Genomic DNA, 19,262 nt, shown 5'->3' with positions numbered 1-19,262 from the left:
TACACTTCCGCTGTTCCGCGCGAGATCGCCGTGTCCGAGTCCAGTCCTCCCGCAACCGATCGCTTCCCCGACACGACGCCGTTGCGCGAGCTGTTCGAGGCCGCGCTGGCGCTGGCACCCGAGGAACGCGTCGCGTACCTCGACGCCCGTTGCCACCAGCCGGCGCAGCGCGCGGCGGTCGAGCGGATGCTCGCGGCCGACGTCACCGAAGACGCGCAGGTCCTTGATCGCCCCTTCAATGACCTGCTGGAGCGGGTCGGCGACATCGAGACGGAAACGCCCGCGCCGGCAGCCGGGACGCGCATTGGCCCGTTCACGCTGCTCGACCAGCTCGGCGAAGGCGGCTCGTCGATCGTCTATCGCGCCGAGCGCGAGCATTCGGGCGTGTATCAGCAAGTCGCGCTGAAGCTGCTGCGACGCGGACTCTACGCGGAACACGAACGACGCCATTTCCGCGATGAGCGCCGCGCGCTTGCACAACTGCGCCATCCAGGGATTGCACATCTGATCGAAGGCGGCGTGACCGAAACGGGCGTGCCGTACATCGCGCTCGAACTGATCGACGGCACGCCGATCACCGAGCACGTGCGCGACCGGTCTCTCGACCTGCGCCGGCGCCTGGAACTGTTCGTCGCGGTGTGCCGCGCAGTCGATGCGGCGCACCGCGCGTTCATCGTGCACCGCGACCTAAAACCGTCCAATGTTCTCGTCACGCGCGACGGCGCTGTCAAACTGCTCGACTTCGGTATCGCCACGCTGCTCGACAGGAACGACACCGATCCAACGCACACGCTTCACCGCGCAATGACGCCGGCGTATGCCGCGCCCGAACAATTCAGCGGCGGGCAGGTCACCACCGCGACCGACGTCTACGCGCTCGGCATCCTGCTCTGCGAACTCCTCACCGGTCGTCGGCGTGAGCACGGCGACACGCGCACGCCTTCGTCGCGCGTGACGGTCGGGACGTCTGCCGAGTCGATGCCGGAATCGGCACGCACGGTGCGGCGCCAGCTGCGCGGCGATCTCGACAACATCGTCCTCAAAGCGACCGCGACCGAACCCGAAAGACGCTACAGCTACGCTGGCGAGTTTGCCGACGACGTCGAGCGGTATCTCGCTGGCCTGCCAGTGAACGCGCATCCGCCGTCGCGTCGATATCGCGTTCGCAAGTTCATCGCGCGCCACCGCGTTGGCGTCGCGTCCACCGCGTTGTTCCTTCTCGCGCTGTTCGCCGCACTCGGCGTGGCACTGTGGCAAGCCGGTGTGGCGCGCCGCGAGGCGGCTCGCGCGAACACCGTACGTGACTTCATCGAGGGCATGTTCGAGCCGATTCGCGAGGGCGTCGCCAAGGGCCAGCAGCCGAGCCTGACCGAACTGGTCGACAAGGGCGCGGAGCGCGTGACGTCCGCAACAACCATCGGTGCCGCCGAACGCGTCGACCTCCTGTTGATGTTCTCGCGCCTGTACGACTTCCTCAACGAACGCGAGCGGATGCAGGAGCTGGCGGATCGCGCCGGCACCGTCGCCGACAGCGCGCTCGGCAGCGACGATCCACGCGCGCTCGATGCTGCCGTCGCGCGCGGCACGGCGGCCTTGCGTCGCTCGGATTACGTCGCCGCACAAAATCTGCTTGGCGACGCCGAGGCACGGCTGCGCTCGGCGCATGTGCGCGGTGATGCATGGATTCGCGTCCAGGACGGGCTGGCCGCCGTCAGCAATGATCGCGGCGACCCGGTCGCCACGCTCGCGCACGAGCGAGCTGCGCTTGATGCACGGATTGCGGCCTACGGGGTCGACAGCGAGGAAGCTGCCGGTGGCGCGTCCAATCTCGCATTCGCACTCGATGGTGCGGGTGAATTTGCCGAAGCGGTCGATGCCTATCGCCAAGCCTATGCCGAGGGCATCAAGCATGGCAGCGCGCAATTCGCGCGCAACGCGGTGCGCCTTGCCAGCCTCGGCGCGTCGGAAATGATGATGGGGAATCTGGGCGAGGCACGCGTCCATCTGCGCAGCGCGCTTGCGGTGTTCGACCAGCTCGGCGGCAAGCCGTCAGCCGGACATGTACAGCTGATCCAGCAACATTGCCTGGTCGAGCTCGTGACGGGATCCTCCATCGCGACAGCGACTTGCACGCATGCCGTCGATCTCGCGCGCGGCGCGGATGAAACACCCGGCGCTACGACCGGCCGGGCATTGCGGTTGCAGGCGTTGTCGCTGATGCAGTCCGGTGACCTCGACGCGGCGCACAAGACACTGGCTGCGTCACGAATCCTCCTCGCCGAAAAGGCTCCCCCCACATGGCAGGGCCGCACCGATATCGCGCTGGGCGAAGTGCTGTTGATTGAAGGGCATGCCAGCGAAGCGGCCACCGAACTCGCAATCGGCGTGCATCGGCTCGGCGCAGGCTATCCCGCGTATCTGCACAACCACGGACTTGCGCTGCTTGCACTCGCTTGTCGGAGCGCGCCCGGAACTCCCGCATGCAAAGGCGATACCACCGGCGACGCGCTCCGGTCGATCGACCACGACGCGTACCGATGGAATCCGCTACTGCTGTCGGCCCATGTCGCGCTGGCACGCATCGATCTTGCCGACGGACGCGCCGATCTCGCTGCAGCGCGCCTTCAGAGCGCAATCGACCACGCGGGTGTTGCGGTCGATCCAGCACAGCCGTATCTATTGAACGCGCGGCTGTGGCAGGCGGTTGCCGAAACACGGTTGCATCGCTGCGACGGGGCGCGCCACATCCTCTCGGCGGTGTGGCCGCCCGCATCCGGGAGTGGCGTCGATCGCAACCCGTTGCTCGCCGACGCGCTCGCTGCGCTTCGCGAAGCGCCGACCTGTGGAACGCCCGATCGCTGAACCCGAGCGCTTTCCGCCAGCCCATCGTCTGCTGCCGGACGATCGCGTCAGTCGAGTCGCGTGAAGCGCCGCCACAGCATGAACAACCAGATGAGCGTCGCGACGAGAGATGCGCCAAGCGCCGCAGTAATCGCCGGCGTTGAGAGGTGCGCCGGCTGCAACGCATTCGCACGCACCGTGAGCGCATGCACGAAGCAGATCAACGCGCACGTCAGCAGTGAGGGCACCACCAGAAAGGCCGACAGCGACCTGAGGGTCGCAGCCTTGCGCTCGGGAGCCAGCCAGAACTCCGCGTTCGGCAGGTTGACGAACCGGGTCGGCAACACCGCGACCACTCGGCCCGCGAGACCCAGCGCGATTGGCAACAGTGTCACAAGCAGCAACATGGTGCCGAGATAGGTCGCGCGCGGCGTGAATCCATTCGCTGCGCCGGCGGCGTCGAAATGGGACGCAACCATCTCGGGCAAATTGACGCCGGTCACGCAGACGAAAACCCCGGCGAGGCCGATTGCGAAGAACACGATCACATGCCTCACTGCGGCTCCCCGAATCCATTCCCGCATCGCCCAACGCATCAACTGACGCTCTTCGGTCCACTGGTGTGAAGATCATTTCACAAAATGAGCGGCCGGTCGCTCTCCTCCGTCGATCCTCGTTGTCGTTCGCAGGCCACGTGTCCTGAATCCGGATGAAGCAGCGTTTCCTTTCTTTGTCCGCCCCATCGCTGGCGGTTCCGGAGAGTGCCATGAAGACTGCAACCAACCGCTTCCTCCCGCGCCGACTCGCGCTGGTGATCGTGGCGATCTCCACGATCGTCGGCACCGCATGGAGCACGACCGTGTCGGCAATGTTGACGGTCGGGCCCGCGTCGGACTCCGCCTGCCAGTTCCACTCGATCGCCGCCGCGGTGCAGGCGGCAGGACAGGTGTCCGGACCGGAACTGATCGCGGTATCGGGGAGTACGTGGACTGCGCAAACGACGGTCATCGACCACGACCCGGACGGATTGATCATCGAAGGCGGTTTCGCGAATTGCAGCGCAGGCATTTCAACCGGGCGCACCACCATCGACGGCAGCGGCGCGGTGCAGAACGGACCCTTGTTCGTCCACAGCGGCAACGGCCCGCTGACCCTGCTGCATCTGATCATCCAGAACGGCTCTGGAGCCGTGACGTCGGTGGCCGCCGGGCCGCTGACGCTCAGTGATGTCCTCATCTACTCCAACCACGCCGACTACGGCGGCGGTCTGTTCGTCAGCGGCAACGACGTGTTCCGCATGAAGCTCAACCTGATCGGCACAAGCATCAACAGCAACAGCGCAACCGCCAACGGCGGCGGCCTCTATCTCAGCAAGGTCGACGTCTCGATATCGGGCGGAAGCAACATCCTCGGCAACATCGCCCACGGCACGGTCGGAACGAATACCGGCAACGGCGGCGGCATCTACGCGATCGACTCGAACATTCTGGTGAGCGACCACGGCGCGCCGACCAACGACTTCATCGGCTCGAACTTTGCGCAGCGCAATGGTGGCGGCGTCTACTACTCGGTCGGCAGCGCCGGCGCGTACGAAATCCTGCTGTGGAACGATCGCGCCCAGCAGCCCTTGGTGGTCGCGCACAACGCGGCGACCAGCCAGGGCGGAGCGTTCTATCTGTCCGCCATCGGATCGAACAGGCAGATCCTGTCGTTCGCCGGATTCGAGAACACGATCATGACCGACAACGAATCCTACGAGGGCGCGGTCGTGTATGCATTCTCAAGCGGCGAGGGCCTGAATGTCGACACGCAGATCCAGTTTGCACAGACGCAAGTCGGTTCGACGATTCCCGCCTGTGCGCCGGGGCTCGAATGCAACGCGATCGACAACAACCACGCGATTGGCGGCTCGATCATCGACGCGTCGCCGGCCGGCAGCACGGGCGGGATGGCCGTGATCCTCAACCGCGCGCGGATGCGCGGCAACCGTGCCGGCGGACTGATCGGGGGAGCAGGCTACACGCAGATCGACAGCAGCCTGTTCGCCGACAACGAAGTACAGCAACTGGCTTTCACGATTTCCAACGACCTGCGCATCACCAACAGCACATTTGCCAATAACTCAATCAGCAGCAACCAGATGTTCACGGTGGCGATCCCGCCAGCGTCGCTTGAAATCATGCACAGCCTGTTCGTGCAACCAAACGACAATCCGGTGGCCGCCTACCTGATCGGCACGAGCGTCGGCCTGACCGTCCGCGACATCGGCACGCAGTACGTCAACTTCGCAGCCGGCACGAACATCCAGAACCTGTTCGATCCGTTCGTCAACGCAAACAATGGCGACTATCACATCCTGCTGACGTCATCGGCGGTCGATCGCTGGGGCTCGGCGAACGATCCGAACGATCCGCCACCGACGGTGGACCTCGACGGCGCGAGTCGACCGTACGTGAAGAACTCGCCGTCGACGCCGTACGATTTCGGCGCCTACGAAGCCGGCGCAGTGGTCGACGAGATCTTCAGGAACGGATTCGAGTGAGCGCCTCCCGATCCGCGAGCGCGGACGCTCGCGGACGTCACGCGGCGGCGCGCCGTCCAGCCGCCGCGAGTACCGACTGCGCCGCCCACTCGCCGGTTTCGACACCGCCTTCCATGAACCCCTGGTTTGCCAGCGCGCAATGCTCGCCGGCGAAATGCAGTCGACCGACCGATTCACCGGCGGCTCCACGGATCGTCGTCCACTGACCGGGCGTGTAGCAGGCGTAGCTGCCGAGAGTCCACGGATGCGTCGGCCAGTGGAAGCGCGCTTCACGCGCACCGGCGCGCGCGGATTCGATGCCCGGAAAGATCGCTTCGAGCTGACCGGACGTCGCATCGGCTTGCTCTTTCGCCGAGCCCGTTCCGATGTCGACGCCGTGGCGACCACCGACGAAGTTGGTGAGAATGCCTGACGCCCCTGCCTGCATGCGGCTGGTTTCCCACGTCGTCTGCAACGGCAGGTCGCTGTAGGTGCTGGCGCTGCTGGCGTGGCGCGTGCGCCAGACGCGTTCGTTGAAGCCGATCATCAGTTTCGCGTTGGTGCCGTAGCGCAGTTCGCGCATCGCCTGCTGCTTCGCGACCGGCAATGCAGCCTGCATCCGCACGTTGCGCAACGTGGTAAACGGAAGCGCCAGCACGACCTGACGTGCGCGGATGTCGAAGGCGCCTGCACCACGCGCGAACGACAGCACGAATGCGCCATCGGCGTCCTGACGGAGGCTTTCGAGCACCGATCCCGTGGTCAGCGCATCGGCGAGCTTTGCGCCCAGGCCGTGCACGATGCGGTCGTTGCCGCCGCGCACGTGGAAGCGCTCGTCGCTTTCGCCGAAGATGCGGAACCGGGTGGTCGACGGATCGATGAACGTGAGGAAATTGAGCGCCGACTGCTCGCCACATTCGAGCCCCATCTCGGTCGTGAACGCAACCTCGATCAGGCGGCGCAGCCAGCCGGACGCGCCGTTGCGATCCAGCCAGCCGCTCATCGTCTCGCGATCGAGCGCATGGGCACCGGCCGGCGCCGCGTAGGTGATGCTGTCCACATCGTCCGGAAGCGTGGCGACCTCTCTCGCGATCGCGTCCGCGATCGGCGCGAACGCGGCGAGGATTTCCGCTTCGCTGTAACGACGCCCGTCGGCAAACCACAGATCGCCGAACGCCGTCGTCGGGTCCAGTTCGAGATCGTCGAGCGCAAGATCGAGTTCGGCCGCGAGTGCGCGGATGCGCGCATGTCCGCTGTCGATCAGCTCGCCGCCGAGTTCGCACACCTGACCATCGGCAAAGTGATCGCGCAGGCTGAACATGCGCCCGCCGATGCGCTCCTGTGCCTCGTAGAGGTGCACGCGCACACCGGCTTGCCGCAGTCGCCACGCGCAGGTGAGCCCGGCGATGCCGGCGCCGACGATGACGACATCGTCGGTATCGCTCACCGGATTCACCGGCGCATGCGCACACGCTGCAAGCATCAATGCGGCGGACGCTCCCGCCGATTGCTGCAGGAAGCGCCGGCGCGCGCGATCGACGCGTCGGTCGTGTTCCCGCGCAATCGCCTCGTCCAGCGGCTCGCCGCTGCGACGCGCATGCGCTGCAACGCGCGCAGCGCGGCACAACAGATCCACCCACGGTGTACGTGCCATGCGCGTGTCCTCCCCAGGTGCTGCCGGCGGGAAGAGCGTAGCGCGAATCGGCGCAGCGGGCATCCGCGTGTCTCGATCGGATCCGACTGGAAGCGCCGGCACGTCTGATGCGCTTGCGGCCCGGAGCGGCTGATCAGTGACGCGCGCATCCGCGTGTTTGCGAACGCTGCACTCACCCCGCCATCGTCTGGCGCAGCAGCAACGTGTCGATCGGTGCCGGTCGCGCGATATGGAATCCCTGCGCCCAGTCAACTCCAAGCTCGCGCAACGCATCCAGCGTGACTGGATCCTCGACCCACTCCGCGACGGTTTCCGCTTCGAATGCACGTGCGACCGCGACCGTCGCGCGCACGATCTCGAGATCGCGCGACGATCGACCCATGTCGCGCACGAAGCTGCCGTCGATCTTGATCACGTTGAGCGGAACATGCTTGAGTCGCTCGAACGACTGGTAGCCGACACCGAAATCGTCCACCGCGATGTGGCATCCGCGCTCCCGCAACGCGGCCAGCAGGCTTTCCGATTCGCGCGCATGCGTCATCGCGGCGGTTTCGGTCACCTCGAAGCACAGCCGCTCCGGCGACAGAGCGAACCGGTCGAGCAGGTCGAGCAGGTCGTGCGAAAAAACCCGCGAGGCAAGCGACTGGCTGCCGATGTTGATGTAGAGGCGACCGATGTCCGGCAGGCCTTGCCGATGTTCGCGCAGCCAATGGTCGAGGTGGCGCACCACCGCGAGGTCGAGCTCCGCCATGCGCCGATCGGCCTGCAACTCATGCAGGAATTCATTCGGCAGCATCAGTCGCCCGCCGTCGTTGCGCAGCCGGCAGAGCACCTCGCCGGCCACCGCATCACGCGGCAGCCGCGCGGACAGCGGCAGGAATGGCTGGAAGTACAGCTCGATTTCGGCCGCCCGGATGCGCGCAAGCACGGTGGTCGACAGTTGCAGCGAACGACGGTGCACGTTGTGCTGGTCGCCGCCCTCGAGCGTTGCCGGAAGGACGCGCATTTCGCCGCGATCGCGCGCCTCGATCGCCGCATCGCATGCACGCTGGATGCGTTCGTCGAGCGGTTCGCCCTCGAGTTCGGTGCCGGCGACGCCAATGTACGGCAGCACGCGCACACGCTGTTCCATCCAGCGGAACTGACCGTCGTGCAGACGTCGCAGCACCTGCTCCCACGCCACTGTTGTCGGCGCGGCGGGCGCACCGATGGGCACCAGCACCAACTGGCCTTCGCCGATATAGTAGGTGTCGACCAGATCGCACAGCAATGTCGCCGCCCAGCACGGCAGCGCGACCTGCGCCCGCAGGCCAAGGCCGGCCGACATCTTCTCGGTGCGGTCGAGCAGCAGGAATCCAACCGGCGGCGATCCATGCAGCGCGCTCTGTCGCCGCAGAGCCGTCAGATTCGGCAAGCCGGTGAGCGGTTCGGTGAGACTTTCGCGTTCGTGCCGGTTCGCCGAGTTCTCGCGGTCCCGACTGTAGAGCAGCAGCAACAGCGCGAGCAATTCGAACACCAGGCATTCGGCGGCGATGCCAAGAACATCCGCGAGCTCGGGACGATGGCCTGCGATATCCAGATGGCGCGCCAGCGCAGCAGCGAAGGTGAACTGCGTCATCACCAGAACCGGCATGCTCCACGCGAGGCGCAATCGCAGCACGACCCACACCACCAGCGCGACGACCAGCAGGCGATATTCGAGCAGCGCTTCCAGCAGCCAGTCCACATCGACGGCACTGCGCGGCATGTAATGACCTGCGAGTACGGGCAGCACGACGCCGACCAGTAGCAGGCGCCACGGGAGTGCATCGAGGAACCACAGGGCCGGCACCGCCAGGCGACGATGCGTGCCGAGAACGATCATCGGAAAAGCGATCACCAGAACACCGAAAAATTTCGCGACCCAGATCTGGCTCACGCGGCTGGCAAGCAGATTTGCCAAGGGTGCATCGCGCGCAGCACTGCTCGGCACGAGGTTGAGTGCCGCCATCAGCAACGGGTACAGGATCATGCCGACGAGAACAAAACGCGGCATGTCGGCCACTGCGAAGGTCCACGTCGCAGGCCCTGCCGGCAGCAGCCAGCGTGCAGCGACCAGCAGGCCGGCAACCATGATCGTCGTCGCAATCACACCGTAGCCGATCGAAACCGCAGTGAGCTGTCCGTTGAGGTGCGCCTTGAGTGCCCATGCCGCAAGTGCCGCCACTGCGCAGGTGATCAGCACGGAACGCTGCCGGTACAGCACCGCGACGGCGAACAGGAAGCCCGCGTGCAGGTGCACCAGCGACGCGCTGACATCGACGCCGAAGAAGCGCGCGTGATACGGAACGTCCACACAGAACAACGCCGCGCAGGCGAGCGCAAGCAACGTGTTGCGCCGCCACTGAACGTCCATCGCTGCCCCTTCGAGGTCCCTTGGCTCCGCGCGCCTTCCCTTTCCCGCGTCTCCGCACGCCACCACCGACCGGCTCGCAGGACGGGGCCAACCGACTGTAACAACGACTAGTTGCGAATGTAAGCATTGCTCCCGACGGTGGGCGGCGGGACTTTGGGTCAGACCGGCGATCACCGTTTGCGATCAACGAGTTCGGGCGCGATCAACGCGCACGTGGAGAAGTCCCGCCGGTGCATCACGCGGGGAATGGACGTCGACTTCTGGCCCCGCACATCGCTTTCGTACGTGGAAGAAGAGTGGGGCGCGCGAGCTGCAAAGCGCACGTGTCCCGACGCGCCCTGCTTCTCCATCCCAAAGGAATTCCGATGACCGTTCGAGCCCTGTTTCCGTATCTGCTGTTCGCGCCACTCGCTTGCGGCACTGCGTTGGCCAGCGCCGCCCCCACCGACATGGCGAAGGGAACGATGACGCTGCAAGGCGAGAGCGAACCGTTCGCGATCGTGCTGACGCACGCCTATTACGTTACCGGTCCGGACCGGTTCGACGCGAAGAAAACCACCACACGACTGATCTTCACCGGCGAGGATGTGCGCGCGAAGATCGACGCGTGTGACGATGCCGACTGCGCGACGTATGCCGCCAGCGACGGACTGCGCATCGATCTCGATCCCGAAGGCCCGACAACCTACTGGGCACATGTGAAACCGATGCAATACAGCGGGATGATCGAGACGTCTTCACTGCAACTCTCGACGCACACTCCCGATCGCCTTGCCGGAACGTTGACCTACAAAAACAGTGGCGTCGACATCAAGGCAACGTTCGATGCGACGCTGGTGAAAGCCTTTCCCGCCGCCGCAAAGTAATCGCACATCATCGGCCGGAGCCGGATTTGCGCCGTGCCACGTGCGTAGCCCGGCCACCGTCGTGCGCAACACCGCTCCGCGTGGATATGGACGTGAATGAAAGCGCGGCAGCGACATCCGATGGCCCCTGTCCGCACGCTTCTGCGTGGACACCGGTGCACGCGGCAAACGCGCCGTGTGCATCGACCATCGGGAGACATTCCTCGTGAACTGGAAATCGCTGCTCTTTTCGTTTGACGGTCGCGTCGGCCGCGGCGCGTACTGGGGGCTGGTTGTCGTTTCGATCCTGCTGTTTGGCGGCATGGGCGCGCTGAGCGTCATGAGTGCGATCAGTTCGCCCGATGCCGCCGCTGCAAGCGGTGGAGTCAGCATCGTTCTGGGACTCGTCGCACTGATCTTCCTGTGGCCAGCCCTCGCGATCCAGGCCAAGCGCTGGCACGACGTCGACAAGTCCGCGTGGTGGATCCTGATCGGCCTGGTGCCCGCCGTCGGCACGCTTGTCGCACTGGTGTTCAACGGTTTTTTGCCGGGCGGCCCTGGATCGAACCGCTTCGGCACCGCGCCGAACTGACGGGTCGCGAAGCGTCGGACCGGCCGCATGCCGGTTCGGCGTGTGACTCACCTTCCAACTCATGCCGATGCGCGACGAGACGACCATGGACTTTGCCCGCCTTCCCTTCCCCCTGTCGCATCTGCACACGTGCGCGGACGCAACGGCTCCGCCCGGAACGGCGCGGCACGTCCGTCGCGTTGCGACCATTTGGCACGCCGCGTCGATGTCGACCGGCCTCGCGATCGCAATGGTCGTGAGCGCCGCGCCCGCCGAGGCACGCAATCGCCTCTCGGTGGTCGGCAACGTCGCGATCGAGAACACCGAGGACATCGCGCCTGAGTCGGATGCCTTAGGTGTCGCGACCGCCAGCGGGGATTTCGACGGCGACGGACTCGACGACCTCGCCGTCGCGGACCGCCAGCATCCGGGCGTGATCCGCATCTATCGCGGCAACCTCTGGCGGATCGGAACCGCAGGCGCGGTTCCTTTCCTGTTCGAAACGGCGGTCCTTCCCACCGTTCCGCCGACCGCCGCCAGTCCGAACGTCGCGCTCGTCGCGGGCGATTTCGACCTGGTGCACGACGATGACGAACTGGTGGTCGGAGTACCCGGCGACAGTCAGGGCACCGATGGCGCGGGTGCGGTGTTCTTCCTCAACCGGTCGCCGAACGGCACGTGGGCGGTGATGCACACGATTCGCCAGGGGTCGGCCGGATATCCTGGCAGCGCAGATGCGGGCGATCACCTCGGCGCCGCGCTCGCGATCGGCCAGTTCAATGACGACGACCTGCCCGATCTGGCGGTCGGCATCCCTGGCAACGATTTTCCGGCGCAGTCCAATGCAGGCGTCGTGATGATCGTCTACGGCTCGAACGCGGGACCGTCGTCCATCGGCGCCGAAGTCTTTTTTCGCGGGAACAACGGCCTCGGTGGAGAACCGCAGCCCGACGAACAATTCGGTTTCTCGCTGGCTGCCGCCGATTTCAACGGCGACACCGTCGACGACCTGGCCATCGGTATCCCGGGCGCGACGTGCGCAGGCGCCGCAGCGGCCGGAGGCGTGGTCGTGCTGCGTGGCAATGACAACGAAGGTGGACTCGCCGGCGTCGGTGCCACGTCCTGGAACCAGGCGACCAGCGGTGTCACGGACACGTGCGAAGCGGGCGACCGCTTCGGGTACGCACTCGCGGCGGGCGACTTCGATCGCACGCCGCTCGGCGAATCACGCAAGTTCGATCTCGCCATCGGCGTTCCGTTCGAGGCGATCGATGGCGTCAGCGGTGCGGGAGCGGTTGCAGTGCTCCATGGCACCGACGCGGGACTCAACGCGGCGGGCAGCACGTGGTTGCATGAGGATCTGTTTCCAGGCGGCGCACTGCGACCCGCGCTGCTTGGCACGTCGCTGAAGGCAGTCCACTTCGGCAGTGTTCCGAGTTCGAGTGACGACCTCGTGATCGGCCTTCCGTTCGGCGCGAACGGCGGGGCGGCGTTTGCCGGAGCGCTGTGGATCGTGCCGTACGGGACCAACGCGCTCGACGCCTTGAAGGCGCAGCGATGGCTGCTCGCCGGGCCGCTCGCCGCCGCACCGGCACAGGAAGGCGACGGCTTCGGCGCGAGCATCACCAGCGGCGACTACAACGGCGACGGCGAACTGGACCTGGCCATCGGTGTCCCCGGTCATCAGGTTGGCGCGGCGGACGGAGCGGGCGCGGTGCAGGTGATCTACCAGAGCGACTTCCTCTTCGTCGACAGCTTTGACTAGGCGCAACGACACAGCGACCGCTTGATGTCGAACGCGACGCGCAGAGCTGGGGGAGCCACATGACGACCATCACGGGGGCGCCTATCGACAATGCGTTTCGCAGCATCGACGGTCCCGCAATACCGTCGACGCTGCAACGCCGCTTCGCTGGCGTGATCGCGTTGTTGCTGCTCGTCATCCTCGGTGTTGTTCGTTCGTCGATCGGCACGCATCTCGACAGTTTCACGGTCGACGAACCCTGGCATGTAGTGGCCGGCACCGCCTATGTGCGCACTGGCGATTTCCATCTGAATCCCGAGCATCCGCCCTTGGCCAAGCTGTGGGTCGGCGCATCGATGCCTGCCGACTTCGTACTGCGCCCGGACAAGGTGCTCAGCGAGAAAACGCAGGAGCGCATGTGGGTTGACGAGACGATGTTCAACGACAACGACGCACAGGCTGCGCAGTCACGTGCGCGCGCTGCGATGTGGGGCCTGCACGGCGTGTTGCTCGTTGCCCTCGCTTTGCTGCTGTGGCGCGCCTGCGGCTGGGCATGGGCTGCTGGAACGCTGGCCTTCATCGCGATCGAGCCGACGATCGGTGCGCATCTGCCGGTGGTGATGACCGATCTCCCGCTCGCGTTGACGCTGATGATCGCCGTCGCCACGGCGGCGCTACTCGTCACGCAGTGGCAATGGCGCTGGGCGGTCGCCTGCGGCATCGCGACGGGCCTTGCACTCGCCGCGAAGCATTCGGCACTGGCAGGGCTCTGCGGGATCGCGTTCGTGCTGCTTGTCGGCGCAGGCTCGGGTTGGCGCGACCGTCGTTTTCGCGGCGTGCTTGCGCGACTGGGTCGATTGGTCCTCGTTGCCGTCGTCGCTGTCGTCGTGTTGTGGGCGCACTACGGTTTTCACTTCCACGCGTCGGCCGATGGCCACGATGCGTTCAATCGCGCGATGCCCGACAAGATCGCCGAACTGAAGCTTGCGCACTGGCGCGCTGCCATCGCCTTCGCTGACCAATGGCAGCTGTTGCCCCGCGCATACCTGTGGGGACTTGCCGATACCGTGCGGACAGGCGTCGAAGGACGCGGCATCGCCGAGCATTTCATCTGGGGCACGTTGCACCACGGAGCGATGCCGTGGTTTGCCTGGCCGGCGGTGATCCTGTCCAAGCTTCCTCTCGCGCTGTTGGCGCTCGCGTTGCTTGGCAGTGCGATGCTCTGGCGCGCAACGTTGCCGACCGGCACGCGCTGGCTGTTGCTGATGCTGCTCGGTACGTGCACCTTTCACCTGTTCGCGCTGATCGGTTCCGGCGCTGTGTGGGGCGGCGCGCGGCACGCGATGCCGATCATCGTTGGCACGTCGATCCTTGCCGGCGGCACGATCGCCATGGCGTGGCAGCGTCGCTCGCGCGCGGCAGGTGTGGCCATCGCGGCATTGTTGGTCGCGGCCATCGCGATGACCATTCGCGAACCGCGCCTGTGGGAGTACCACAACGAACTCGTTGGCGGCAGCGCCAATGCGTACCGCTATTTCGAAAACGAAGGACTCGATCTCGGCCAGCGCTTCGGCGAGATCCGCCGCTTCCACGACGCGAACATCGCGGCGACCGGGGAGCCGTTGTACTCGGACTACTGGATGGGTGAGGTGCAGACGCGCGCGGCCGGTCTCAACTACCACCGGCGCGTCGAGAGCCTGCAGGACACGAATGTGCAGGGAATCTACGACGGCTGGTTTCTGTATCCGATGGGAGCGACGCTGCCGAAGCCGCAGTGGGACTGGGATCCCGCGCTGGTGTTCAAGGACATGGTGTTCGTCGCGCGTTTCGGCAACGTCGGCGTTTGGAGGGGCCATCAGGTCCGGCCGCAGACGCGCGCAGGCAGCCTGTACGAGATGGTCCAGGATCACATCTACAAGGAAGACGGATCCGATTGGGCGTTGATCGCCAGTCGCCTGGAGGAAGTCGCGACCGTACAGCCGCAGTCGGTCAACGCCGGCACCGAGCTCGGCAATGCGTATCTCCGGCTTGGCGACGGCGCGAATGCGACGCGTGCGTATCGTCGAATGCTCGATCAGAACAAGGTGCCCGTCGATGGGCTGATCCGTGCACAGATCCAAGCGCAGCTCGCACGCATCGCGACGGGCGTCGATCCAAAGACGATCGAGCCGCTGCGCAACCCGTGGCTGGAGTGACGCCGCCGACGCGTGACACGTCCGGCTTCCGTTCGCCGTCTCACGAGCCAACGAGCGGCACTCGGTCGCTCGTCGAGCAAGCCGCAATCCGCCTTCGGCGGTCAGTCGGATCCGACCGGCACGTTCGCCGTCGGTCCGATGAGCGCCGCCGCAATCTGCGAATGGAATCGTTCGATCGCGGCCAACTCCGGGGCCGCGTCGGCCCGCGCAGGATCGATCGCATCCTTCGCGAGCGTCTGCGCTTCGGCCAGCGCAGCGGCACCGCCGATCCGTGCGAGATCGAGCGCCAGCTGATAGCTCGCCTGATACGCCTCGCGCGATCGCGCGCCGTACAACGTCAGCGCCAACGCGCGCCACTTCCGATGCGCGGCGGCGGCAACCTCGAACTCGCCCTGCGTGCGTGCGACTTCGCCGAGGGCCCGCAACGGCCGCATGATCTCGAACCGGTCGTCCTTCGGCATCAACTCGTGCATGCCGGCCAGTGCCGCGTCTATCGCGGACCGGCCGCCTGCGACGTTCCCGTCCCGGAACAACGCATACCCGTAATCGGCGCGCGCGCGCCAGCGCTGCACGTCGTTCGGCTGATCGATTTTGCGGTACAGCCGCTCTGCGATCGCGAATTCACTCGCTGCTTCCGCATGGCGATCCTGCTCGTCGAGCGCCCGGCCGAGGTACCGGTGCGCATGCGCGACGTCGTCGGTCGTGTCGCTGTAAATCGAGAGAACCTGGCGGAAATCGGCTTCGGCCGCGTCGTAGCGGCGCGCGTTGAGCAGCAGGATCGCGCGCGAAAAAAGCGTGCGCGCGTAGGGCACCGACATCGTGCCGTAAAGCTGTTCCGTGCAGCGCAGCGCGCGCAGGAAGCGCGGCTCCGCTTCCGCACCGTTGCCAAGACGGTCGAGCAGGCCCGCGTAGTTGCGCTCGGCTTCGCACACTCTCGGCGCAAGTGGGCCGACACCGGCGAGCAACACGGGCAGCGCGTGCCGGTATTCTGTCCCGGCGCGCACGTAGTCACCGGCGTCCTCGAGCAGCAAGGCCAGCGAGATCCGGCTGTCGGCGAGTGCGGTGCTTTCCTCTCCGAGCCGCACCCGCACGCGCTCAACCACTTTTTCCTGCAATGCGACGGCCGCATCGCTCGTCCGCGAATTGTTGAGGACGAAGGCCAGATTGGTGTCCACCCGATCAAGGCGATCGGCGTTGCTCACTGGATCCTGTCCGAGGATCGCCTGCGCATGCCGCAGATCCTGCACGGACTCGTCCGTCCGGTCGAGATAGTCGTACAGCGCTCCACGGACCGAATAGGCATACGCGACGCGTGGATCGTCGTCTGGAAGGCGGCCTACCAGTAACGGAAAAGCTTCTTCGGCTGTAGCGAGTCCGTCTGTTCGCTCGCCGAGATTGGACTGGATCTCCGCGATCGTCATCAGCAGCTCGCCGCGCATGTCGCTGTCGCCGGACAACGAGGTTGCGAGTCCGACACGTCCACGTCGCAGGATCTCTGCGGCACTCAACGTCGCACCTTGCGCGATGAGCGGGTCGCTCTGGCGGAACACATCGACCAGGAACGACTTCACGCGTTCGGCGCGCGCGGCGTGTTGTTGCGCGAGATCCGCCTGCCGGTGTGCCTGCCGCATCTGCCACAACGCGGCACCCAAGCCAACGATCAGCGAGAGGACGACCGCTGCGGCGGCGGCGACGCCAAATCGATGACGGCGTACGAACGTCGCGATCCGATACGTCGTCGAGTCCGCGCGCGCATCGATCGGGCGCCGGTCGATCCAGCGACGCAGGTCGTCAGCGAATGCGGCCGCGGTTGGATAGCGGCGCGCGGCATCGCGCTGCAGGCCTGTCGCGATGATCACGTCGAGATCGCCAGCGATCAGTCGACCGAGGTCGCGCACCTCAAGGCGCGCGCCATACAGTTCCGCCACACGTGCAGGCGACAGGCGCGACGCGAGCGCGCTCGCGCGATCGGTCGTTTCGTGCGTCACTTCCAGCGCCAGCTGCGCTGGTGTTGTCGCACGTCTCGGCTGGGGAAGATGGCCGACCAGCAATTCGCACAACATCAAGGCAAGTGCGTACACATCGGTCGCGGTCGTGATCGCATGGCCGAGAACCTGTTCCGGCGCCGCGTACGCCGGCGACAGCACGCGCGCGTTGGTGCCGGTCAGCGTCTGCTCGCCACTTTCCTCGATCAGCTTCGCGATGCCGAAATCGAGCACGTGCGGTTCGCCCGCCGCGTCGACCAGCACATTCGAGGGTTTCAGGTCGCGATGCACGACCAGTTGCGTGTGTGCGTATGCGACGGCTTCGGCAACAGCCGCCACCAACCGCACGCGCCCGGCCACATCGAGGTGTCGTTGCGCTGCAAACTCGGTGATCGAGACGCCATCAACGTGCTCCATCACGTAGAACGGGCGACCGTCGGTGCTGATGCCGCCGTCGAGAAGCCGCACGATGTTCCGGTGCGCGAGTCGCGCGAGGATGCGCCGCTCGCGCAGAAAGCGACGCACGATCGCAACACTGTCCATGCCGCGCTTGATCAGCTTGACGGCAACGTGCTGCTCGTAACTTCCATCGCTGCGTTCGGCGAGAAACACCGCACCCATTCCGCCCTCGCCGATTGCGTGCAGCAATCGATAGGGTCCGGCGCGTCCATCGTCGGGTGCAGAGGCATTCGTGCCCATCGGCAGCCCGGAGACGGCTGCGGCGATCCCTTCGTCGAGAAGTCCCACCTCGCTCGCGTCGGCCTCGAGCAGCGCACGCACGTCCGCCGCTGCGGCTGCGTCCTCGCGCGCGATCTGTGCGAGTCGCGCTTCGCGCTGCGCCGACGAGAGGTCCGCGAGTTCGTCGAACCAACCCGCAACCAGAGTCCAGCGGCTTTCCTGCGGCGACGCCGTCATCGTCAGACGCCGGCGATTTCGCGTTGCAGGAACGCGCGCGCACGCCGCCAGTCCCGCTTCAACGAACGCTCCGACCGTTCTTGCACGGTCGCGATCTCGGACAGTTCAAGTCCCGCGTAAAAGCGCATCTCGACCAGCGCCGCGAGCGGCGCGTCGAGTTCCGCGAGGCGTTCAAGTGCGGCGTCGAGCGCCAGCACTTCCTCATCGCGATCCTGCGAGGCCGCTTGCATCGCGGTGGTTTCCAGCGGCGCGAAATGCAGGTCACCGCCACGGCGCAACGCAGAACGCGATCGCACGTGGTCGATCACGATCTGCCGCATCACGCGCGCGGCGACCGCGAAGAAGTGGCCGCGGTCGTTCACCGCGAGTGCGCCATGATGGGCAATCTTGAGATACGCCTCGTGCACCAGAGACGTTGCGCGCATCGCCTGCTCGCCACGCAGTTGGCCGGCAGCGAGGCGATGCAGCTCGTCGTACAACAGCGCGAACACGCGCTCGGAAGCCACCTGGTCTCCGTCGCGGGCGAGCCCGATCAGTTCTGTGATTTCTGCCACGGCGCTCCCCGCATCGCCGCTACGGTGCCACGCCGGACCGCGTTCGGCAATTCTCGGGGCGGCGCCATGGCCTGCCGCGTTCCGGGCCGGCTATGCGACTACGCAGCCGATCGCGGGTCCGGACCCCGCAGCGTGCTCGCGTGGCGGGCGCAGAGGCGATGTGCTGCAACGGCTTCGTCGAAGCATCGCTTCGTCAAAGCCGTCGAAAACCGAACGCTCGATGAGTTCGCGATCGATCGCTACGGATCGAATCCGTCCGCGAAGATCGAGTCGCCGACACTGATCATCACCGGCACGACCACGCGCGGGCTGGCCGGATCGTTGCTCGCAAAACACAGCGTTGCTGCATGGTCACCGATCGTCAGTTGTGAGGGATCGATCGTCACGGTGATCGACTGCGCGTCATGCGGACCCACCAAGCCGCCGCCCACGCTGACCGTCAGCCAGGGTTGATCCCCGGACGAGGCACAGTGATCGGGCTGCAGCACTGCGCGCACCAGCAATGCGTGATAGTCGGGAAACTGGTCGATCGTCGGGTCCCAGGAACCCGGTGATCCGGATGAGCCGCGCATGTGGTAGCCGTTGCCCGCGTTCGGAGTACCGGTCACGTCGGACGCGATGTACACGCCACCGGGCTGATTTGGATCGAAGGCGACGCCGATGTAGACACTGCCGGAAGGAATGCTGATGCCGAGCCCGCCGAGATCGACTTTCACGAACGATGCAACCGCCTGGTTCGGGATATTCGCTGCCGTTGCATTCACTGCGGCGAGCTGCGCGCCGGGAGCGCCGTCGAAGCCGGTATCGTCGTAGACCACCAGCTGGAAATTCTGGCTGGTCGGCTCGCTCGCGTTGGTCAGGAACGAAACGCAGGCGCTGCCGATCGTCGCCGGATAAGACGACGGAGTAAACCGGTCGACATAGGACACGATCGGGAACAAGCCGGAGCTGTCGGTGTAGCCATCTTCCGGCATGCCGTCGTCGTGGATCACGATGCCGGGGACGTCACTGCCGCAGTCGGCGTCGTCGGACGCGCGGATCG

12 protein-coding genes are annotated in these 19,262 nt (G+C 65.9%); 6 read left to right on the top strand and 6 right to left on the bottom strand.

Annotated elements, in window-relative coordinates:
- The first annotated feature begins 30 nt into the window (after window positions 1-30).
- Window positions 31-2,862, top strand: a complete 2,832-nt coding sequence (locus ABIV12_RS09845; protein WP_348058740.1) for a protein kinase — start codon at window positions 31-33, stop codon at window positions 2,860-2,862.
- Between the two features lie 47 nt (window positions 2,863-2,909).
- Here ABIV12_RS09845 and ABIV12_RS09840 read toward each other — a convergent pair whose 3' ends face one another.
- The gene (locus tag ABIV12_RS09840) at window positions 2,910-3,398 is read right to left on the bottom strand and encodes a hypothetical protein (protein ID WP_348058738.1); all 489 of its coding nucleotides are present in this window, start codon (window positions 3,396-3,398) and stop codon (window positions 2,910-2,912) included.
- Window positions 3,399-3,607: 209 nt separating this feature from the next.
- Here ABIV12_RS09840 and ABIV12_RS09835 point away from each other — a divergent pair, with 209 nt between their 5' ends.
- Entirely contained in the window at window positions 3,608-5,383 is a 1,776-nt protein-coding gene (locus ABIV12_RS09835) for a hypothetical protein (RefSeq protein WP_348058736.1), read from the top strand.
- Window positions 5,384-5,420: 37 nt separating this feature from the next.
- Here ABIV12_RS09835 and ABIV12_RS09830 read toward each other — a convergent pair whose 3' ends face one another.
- Together ABIV12_RS09830 and ABIV12_RS09825 are read right to left on the bottom strand one after the other, a co-directional pair.
- Entirely contained in the window at window positions 5,421-7,016 is a 1,596-nt protein-coding gene (locus ABIV12_RS09830; protein WP_348058734.1) for an FAD-dependent oxidoreductase, read from the bottom strand.
- Between the two features lie 172 nt (window positions 7,017-7,188).
- Window positions 7,189-9,411 carry an EAL domain-containing protein gene (locus ABIV12_RS09825; protein ID WP_348058732.1) on the bottom strand — a complete coding sequence of 741 codons (2,223 nt, stop codon included), beginning with the start codon at window positions 9,409-9,411 and terminating at the stop codon, window positions 7,189-7,191.
- A 365-nt stretch (window positions 9,412-9,776) separates the two neighbouring features.
- On the opposite strand from ABIV12_RS09825, the gene ABIV12_RS09820 reads away from it, so the two are divergent.
- The 4 genes from ABIV12_RS09820 (at window position 9,777) to ABIV12_RS09805 (ending at window position 14,766) form a co-directional block, all read left to right on the top strand.
- Window positions 9,777-10,277 carry a hypothetical protein gene (locus ABIV12_RS09820; protein ID WP_348058730.1) on the top strand — a complete coding sequence of 167 codons (501 nt, stop codon included), beginning with the start codon at window positions 9,777-9,779 and terminating at the stop codon, window positions 10,275-10,277.
- A 205-nt stretch (window positions 10,278-10,482) separates the two neighbouring features.
- Window positions 10,483-10,848, top strand: coding sequence for a DUF805 domain-containing protein (locus ABIV12_RS09815; protein ID WP_348058728.1), 366 nt, complete (start codon window positions 10,483-10,485; stop codon window positions 10,846-10,848).
- A gap of 205 nt (window positions 10,849-11,053) precedes the next feature.
- The gene (locus tag ABIV12_RS09810; RefSeq protein ID WP_348058726.1) at window positions 11,054-12,592 is read left to right on the top strand and encodes an FG-GAP repeat protein; all 1,539 of its coding nucleotides are present in this window, start codon (window positions 11,054-11,056) and stop codon (window positions 12,590-12,592) included.
- Window positions 12,593-12,651: 59 nt separating this feature from the next.
- Window positions 12,652-14,766: a hypothetical protein gene (locus ABIV12_RS09805; RefSeq protein WP_348058724.1), complete on the top strand. Its 2,115-nt coding sequence runs from the start codon at window positions 12,652-12,654 to the stop codon at window positions 14,764-14,766.
- A 101-nt stretch (window positions 14,767-14,867) separates the two neighbouring features.
- Here the strand turns inward: ABIV12_RS09805 and ABIV12_RS09800 are convergent, their stop codons facing one another.
- From ABIV12_RS09800 to ABIV12_RS09790, 3 genes are all read right to left on the bottom strand, one after another.
- Window positions 14,868-17,666, bottom strand: coding sequence for a protein kinase (locus ABIV12_RS09800; protein WP_348058722.1), 2,799 nt, complete (start codon window positions 17,664-17,666; stop codon window positions 14,868-14,870).
- A 2-nt stretch (window positions 17,667-17,668) separates the two neighbouring features.
- A complete protein-coding gene (locus tag ABIV12_RS09795; protein ID WP_348058720.1) occupies window positions 17,669-18,220 on the bottom strand; it encodes an ECF-type sigma factor in 552 nt (183 codons plus the stop codon).
- 239 nt (window positions 18,221-18,459) lie between these two features.
- Window positions 18,460-19,262, bottom strand: an 803-nt coding sequence (locus ABIV12_RS09790; protein ID WP_348058718.1) for a hypothetical protein, incomplete at its 5' end; no start/stop codon positions are given.

The organism is Dokdonella sp., assembly GCF_039926425.1.
In the GTDB taxonomy this organism is placed as follows: Bacteria; Pseudomonadota; Gammaproteobacteria; order Xanthomonadales; family Rhodanobacteraceae; genus Dokdonella_A.
This window is presented reverse-complemented; position numbering and strand designations above follow the sequence as displayed.

Coding starts and splice junctions, on each gene's coding strand:
- ABIV12_RS09810 (WP_348058726.1), top strand. CDS start 11,054: ATGTCGACCGGCCTCGCGATCGCAATGGTCGTGAGCGCCGCGCCCGCC.
- ABIV12_RS09835 (WP_348058736.1), top strand. CDS start 3,608: ATGAAGACTGCAACCAACCGCTTCCTCCCGCGCCGACTCGCGCTGGTG.
- ABIV12_RS09830 (WP_348058734.1), bottom strand. CDS start 7,016: ATGGCACGTACACCGTGGGTGGATCTGTTGTGCCGCGCTGCGCGCGTT.
- ABIV12_RS09800 (WP_348058722.1), bottom strand. CDS start 17,666: ATGACGGCGTCGCCGCAGGAAAGCCGCTGGACTCTGGTTGCGGGTTGG.
- ABIV12_RS09820 (WP_348058730.1), top strand. CDS start 9,777: ATGACCGTTCGAGCCCTGTTTCCGTATCTGCTGTTCGCGCCACTCGCT.
- ABIV12_RS09805 (WP_348058724.1), top strand. CDS start 12,652: ATGACGACCATCACGGGGGCGCCTATCGACAATGCGTTTCGCAGCATC.
- ABIV12_RS09825 (WP_348058732.1), bottom strand. CDS start 9,411: ATGGACGTTCAGTGGCGGCGCAACACGTTGCTTGCGCTCGCCTGCGCG.